The organism is Frankia sp. CoWAU3 (assembly GCF_977971855.1).
Genome location: NZ_CDWWXB010000071.1, coordinates 1 through 4,475 on the forward strand (window position 1 = coordinate 1; position 4,475 = coordinate 4,475).

4 protein-coding genes are annotated in these 4,475 nt (G+C 70.7%); all 4 read left to right on the forward strand.

Going from position 1 to position 4,475, the window contains the following annotated elements:
• The first annotated feature begins 738 nt into the window (after positions 1 to 738).
• Positions 739 to 1,944 carry a DNA polymerase III subunit beta gene (dnaN, locus tag AC08ON_RS08855; RefSeq protein ID WP_476607143.1) on the forward strand — a complete coding sequence of 402 codons (1,206 nt, stop codon included), beginning with the start codon at positions 739 to 741 and terminating at the stop codon, positions 1,942 to 1,944.
• Between the two features lies 1 nt (position 1,945).
• Positions 1,946 to 3,145: a DNA replication/repair protein RecF gene (gene recF / locus AC08ON_RS08860; RefSeq protein WP_476607142.1), complete on the forward strand. Its 1,200-nt coding sequence runs from the start codon at positions 1,946 to 1,948 to the stop codon at positions 3,143 to 3,145.
• The gene (locus tag AC08ON_RS08865; RefSeq protein WP_476607141.1) at positions 3,135 to 3,926 is read left to right on the forward strand and encodes a DciA family protein; all 792 of its coding nucleotides are present in this window, start codon (positions 3,135 to 3,137) and stop codon (positions 3,924 to 3,926) included. Before recF ends, AC08ON_RS08865 begins: the two co-directional genes overlap by 11 nt.
• 294 nt (positions 3,927 to 4,220) lie before the next feature.
• A partial coding sequence (locus AC08ON_RS08870; protein ID WP_476616768.1) for an ATP-binding protein occupies positions 4,221 to 4,475 on the forward strand: 255 nt, incomplete at its 3' end.

Below are 4,475 nucleotides of genomic sequence, written 5' to 3' on the forward strand. Positions count from 1 at the left end.
GGAAGACAGGGCTAGCGCCACTGCCACTGCCCACCACCGCCGGGCAGCACCACCGCCGGGCAGCACGGTTCCTCCTACTTTCCCCCCGGCCGGAACGTCCCGCGGACCGGTGGCTGCGCCCGAAGGTGGGGTGTGATGCCTCGCCGGGTGTCACACGTGGCGCAGGGACCGGACGCCGCGGGGCAGGACTTCCCCGAACGACCCCGAACGACCCCGGACGGCTGGGGACAACCGGGGACGACCGCACCGAGCCCACGGGGTGGTTCCGCCCACAGCTTGTGGAAAACGTTGTGGACAGCCTGCGGTCGGAACGGTGGAGCGGCAGTGGACAGCCTGTGGATAACTCGGGGACGGCCTGTGGAGGGACAACGTGGTCCTTGTGGACGCAGATCGGGCCTGGGGATAACCACTGCGCGCATGCACAGATCCACCCACAAGATTTGCACCGGCCAACAACCCTCTGACCTGCAGAAACAGAGGTTATCCCCAGTGTCCACACCCCCTACTACTACGACCAACTAGATCTTTCTAAGAATGATCAAAAGCTCTTAGTACTAGGGGGTGTGGACAACGGCTCCAGCGCGGGTCCGAGCGCCCTACGTGCCGCGACTCGGCCCCGGGCAAGCACCCGGGGCGCGGCCGACCGCTCGTCAGCGCCTGCTGGCACTCTGAGATGCTGGTCGGTGTTCCCTGCGGGGTGACTCCGAACAACCGGAGGGAACGACAGGAGGCCTAACCATGAAGTTCCGGGTGGAACGGGACGAATTCACCGAAGCGGTCGCCTGGACCGCACGCACGTTGCCGAGCCGGCCGACCACCCAGTTGCAGGTGCTCTCGGGTCTGCTCCTCGACGCGACCGGACCGATACTCAAGATCGCCGCGTACGACTACGAGGTGGCCGCCCAGTGCACGGTGCACGCAACCGTGTCGGAGGAGGGGCGCGGGCTCGTCAACGGCAAACTGCTCGCGGAGATCACCCGGGCGCTGCCTGCGGCACCGGTCGATCTGGGCATCGACGGCACCCGCCTGGTGATCACTTGTGGCAATGCTCGGTTCGCGTTGCCGATGCTGCCGGTGGACGACTACCCCGCCCTTCCGGCCATGCCCCCGATCACGGGGCACATCGAGGGATCCGCGTTCGCCGCGGCGGTCTCACAGGTGGCGATCGCGGCCGGTCGTGACGACACGCTGCCGGTCCTCACCGGGGTCCGTATCGAGATCGAGGGGGACACTCTCACCCTCGCCGCGACCGACCGTTACCGGCTCGCCGTGCGGACGCTGAAGTGGCGACCGTCGGAGACAGCCGCCGGGCTCGATGAGGACGGTGTGACCGGTGTGGACGGCCCCCCGCCCACACCGGTCACTGTCGCTCTCGTGCCGGCCCGCACCCTGCTCGACACCGCGAAGTCGTTGTCGGGTTCGGGGGTGGAGGTATCCATCGCGCTCGGGACCGGCCCCTCCGGCGAGACGCTGGCCGGTTTCGCCGGCTCGACCCGGCAGACGACGACCCGGTTGCTCGACGGAAGCTTCCCGCCCTACCGCAAGCTGTTGCCGGACAGTTCGCCGTTGATCGCGCAGCTGGAGATCGCCCCGTTGCAGGAGGCCGTCAAACGGGTGGCGCTGGTCGCCGCGAAGACCGCACCGGTGCAGCTGACGTTCTCCCCGGACCACCTCGTGCTGGAGGCCGGGACTGGCGGTGAGGCGCAGGCGACGGAGACCCTCCCGGTGACCTACGACGGGCCGGAGCTGTCCGTGGCGTTCAACCCGTCGTACCTGCTCGACGCACTCGGGGCGCTGGAGTCGGACGTCGCACGGATCGGTTTCGCCAGCGCGGAGGACCCGGCGGTGGCGGCGAACAAGCCGGCGATCCTGACCGGGAAGGCCGACGACGGCGAGGTCCCCGACTACCGGTACCTGCTGATGCCGATCCGCCTGCACGGGTGACGTGCACCTCACGCACCTGTCCCTCGTCGACTTCCGCTCCTACCCGGCCCTTGACCTGACTCTGGGTCCGGGAGTGGCCACCTTCGTGGGTGGTAACGGCCAGGGGAAGACCAACGTGATTGAGGCGATCAGCTACGTCGCCACGTTGGCCAGCCACCGGGTCGCCGGGAACGCCCCGCTGGTCCGTGACGGCGCGTCTCGGGCGGTCATCCGCGCCAGGATCGTCCGGGGTGACCGGGCCGCGCTGGTGGAGATCGAGATCGTTCCGGGAAAGGCGAACCGGGCCCGGTTGAACCGGGCTCCCGTCGCCCGGCCGCGTGACATCGTCGGTCTGCTGTGCACCGTGCTGTTCGCCCCGGAGGACCTGGCCCTGGTGAAGGGGGATCCGGCGCAGCGTCGTCAGTTCCTCGACGAGCTGCTGATCGCCCGGACCCCGAGGATGGCCGCGGTCCTCGGCGACTACGACCGGGTCCTCAAACAACGATCGACCCTGCTACGCACCGCCGGGACGGCCCGGCGAGCTGGGGGGCAGGGAGATCTGCGCACCCTCGATGTCTGGGACGGGTACCTGGCCGCGCATGGCGCCGAGGTGCTGGCCACGCGGTTGGCACTCGTCGACGCGTTGCGGCCGGCCGTGGCCGCGGCGTACGAGGCCGTCGCCGGCGCCGAGTCCGCTACCGCGCTGGACTACCGTTCCAGCGTCACCCTCCCGGACATCTTGCATGCGTCCGGTCCACCCGGTCCACCGGGCCAGCCAGAGCACCCGGGCGCGGGTCGGCCGGGTCCGGCGGCACCGGATCGGACCATGCTGGCGGAGGCGATCCGCGCCGATCTGGAGGCCGCCCGGCCACGGGAGGTCGAACGGGGGATGACGCTGGTCGGTCCGCACCGCGACGATCTGCTCTTGTCGATCAACGGACTCCCGGCCCGTGGCTACGCAAGTCACGGCGAGTCCTGGTCCCTCGCCCTCGCGCTCAAGCTGGCCTCGTTCGACCTGCTGCGTGCCGATGACCGCGAGCCGGTCCTGCTCCTGGACGACGTCTTCGCCGAATTGGACACGCGTCGCCGCGGTCGGCTCGCGGAACTCGTCGCCTCCGCGGAGCAGGTGCTGGTCACAGCCGCGGTCGAAACCGACGTTCCCACGGAGCTGACCGGGGTGCGGTACGCCGTCGCCGGAGGAGAGGTCCAGCATGCCCACTGAGCGCCCGGACCCCCGGGACCATCCCACCGTGCCCGGGTCCACCGTGCCCGGGCGGTCCCGGGGAGGGGCCGGGCGCCGCGGGAAGACCGAGGGGCCGGACGGCACCGCAGCCCACGGAGCGGACCTGGCTCGGGAGATTCTCGCCCAGGTCAAACGGGACGCGCGGGAGCGTGGGCGGGGACGGTGGGGCGCCGACCACACCGCCCGCCACCCGGCCGGGCCCGGCACTGCTCGCGGTGGCGGGATGCCGGGTGCCGACGGCGGCACGTGGGCCGATGAGGACGCCTCCGCCGGCGCCACCGGGACGGGCGGCCCGTGGGGCCCGGGCTCTCGGGCCCGCCTCGGTGCCCGGCGGGCCGACCCGTCGGACGACCAGGCGCCCCGCCGACCGCGGATGCCGGGCATCGCCCCGCCCGGCCGGGAATGGCGCGAACCGGTCGATTTCGGGACGGCGATCAACCGGCTGCTGGCGGACCGTGGCTGGAAGGCTCAGGCGAGCGACGCGAACGTCCTGGCCCGATGGGATGCCATCGTCGGGCCGGACATCGCCGACCACTGCACCCCGGTGTCCCTGCGTGACGGAGACCTGGAACTTGTCGCGGAGTCGACCGCCTGGGCGACCCAGCTGCGCATGCTGTCCCGGCAGCTCCTCGGCATCCTGCACCGGGAGCTCGGTCCACACGTGGTCCGCCGGATCGTCGTGCGTGGCCCGACGGCGCCGTCCTGGCGGCACGGGTCCATCCGAACCGGCGGTCGAGGACCCCGCGACACCTATGGCTGAGGCCGGCCGGTCGGCTGCTGCCCGCCTGACGTCCCGGTGCTCCTTGGCGCCTGGATCGTGCCTGTGGTATCCGTCGGTGCTGCTGGGGCGATCATGATGGCTCCGCGGGATCGCGGTGTCGGTGACAGTCGTGGAGGCGCGCCAAGGCGGTCGGAGGAGTCGGTCCGGTAGGGGGGGTTGGCCATCCCCATGTGCGTGGCGCTGCGCAGACGCCAGGGGGCTCCCTGCGTCCGCTATGGCGGGTTGCCGGGTAGACTGGTGGATACTTCCGCCCAGAGCGAGGGGACCCGCCGCGTGGCCTACGATGCAAGTTCGATCAAGGTTCTCGAAGGTCTTGACGCGGTTCGCAAGCGTCCGGGCATGTACATCGGCTCCACTGGAGAGCGTGGACTGCATCATCTCGTCTACGAGGTCGTGGACAACGCGGTGGACGAGGCCCTCGCCGGTTACTGCGACACCATCACCGTGACGCTGCTTGCCGACGGCGGGGTGCGGGTCACCGACAACGGCCGCGGCATTCCCGTCGGCATGCATCCCACCGAGAAGCGG

What these genes read in the sequence shown, in the direction of transcription:
- AC08ON_RS08865 (WP_476607141.1), top strand. Translation starts at nt 3,135, where the DNA reads ATGCCCACTGAGCGCCCGGACCCCCGGGACCATCCCACCGTGCCCGGG.
- dnaN (WP_476607143.1), top strand. Translation starts at nt 739, where the DNA reads ATGAAGTTCCGGGTGGAACGGGACGAATTCACCGAAGCGGTCGCCTGG.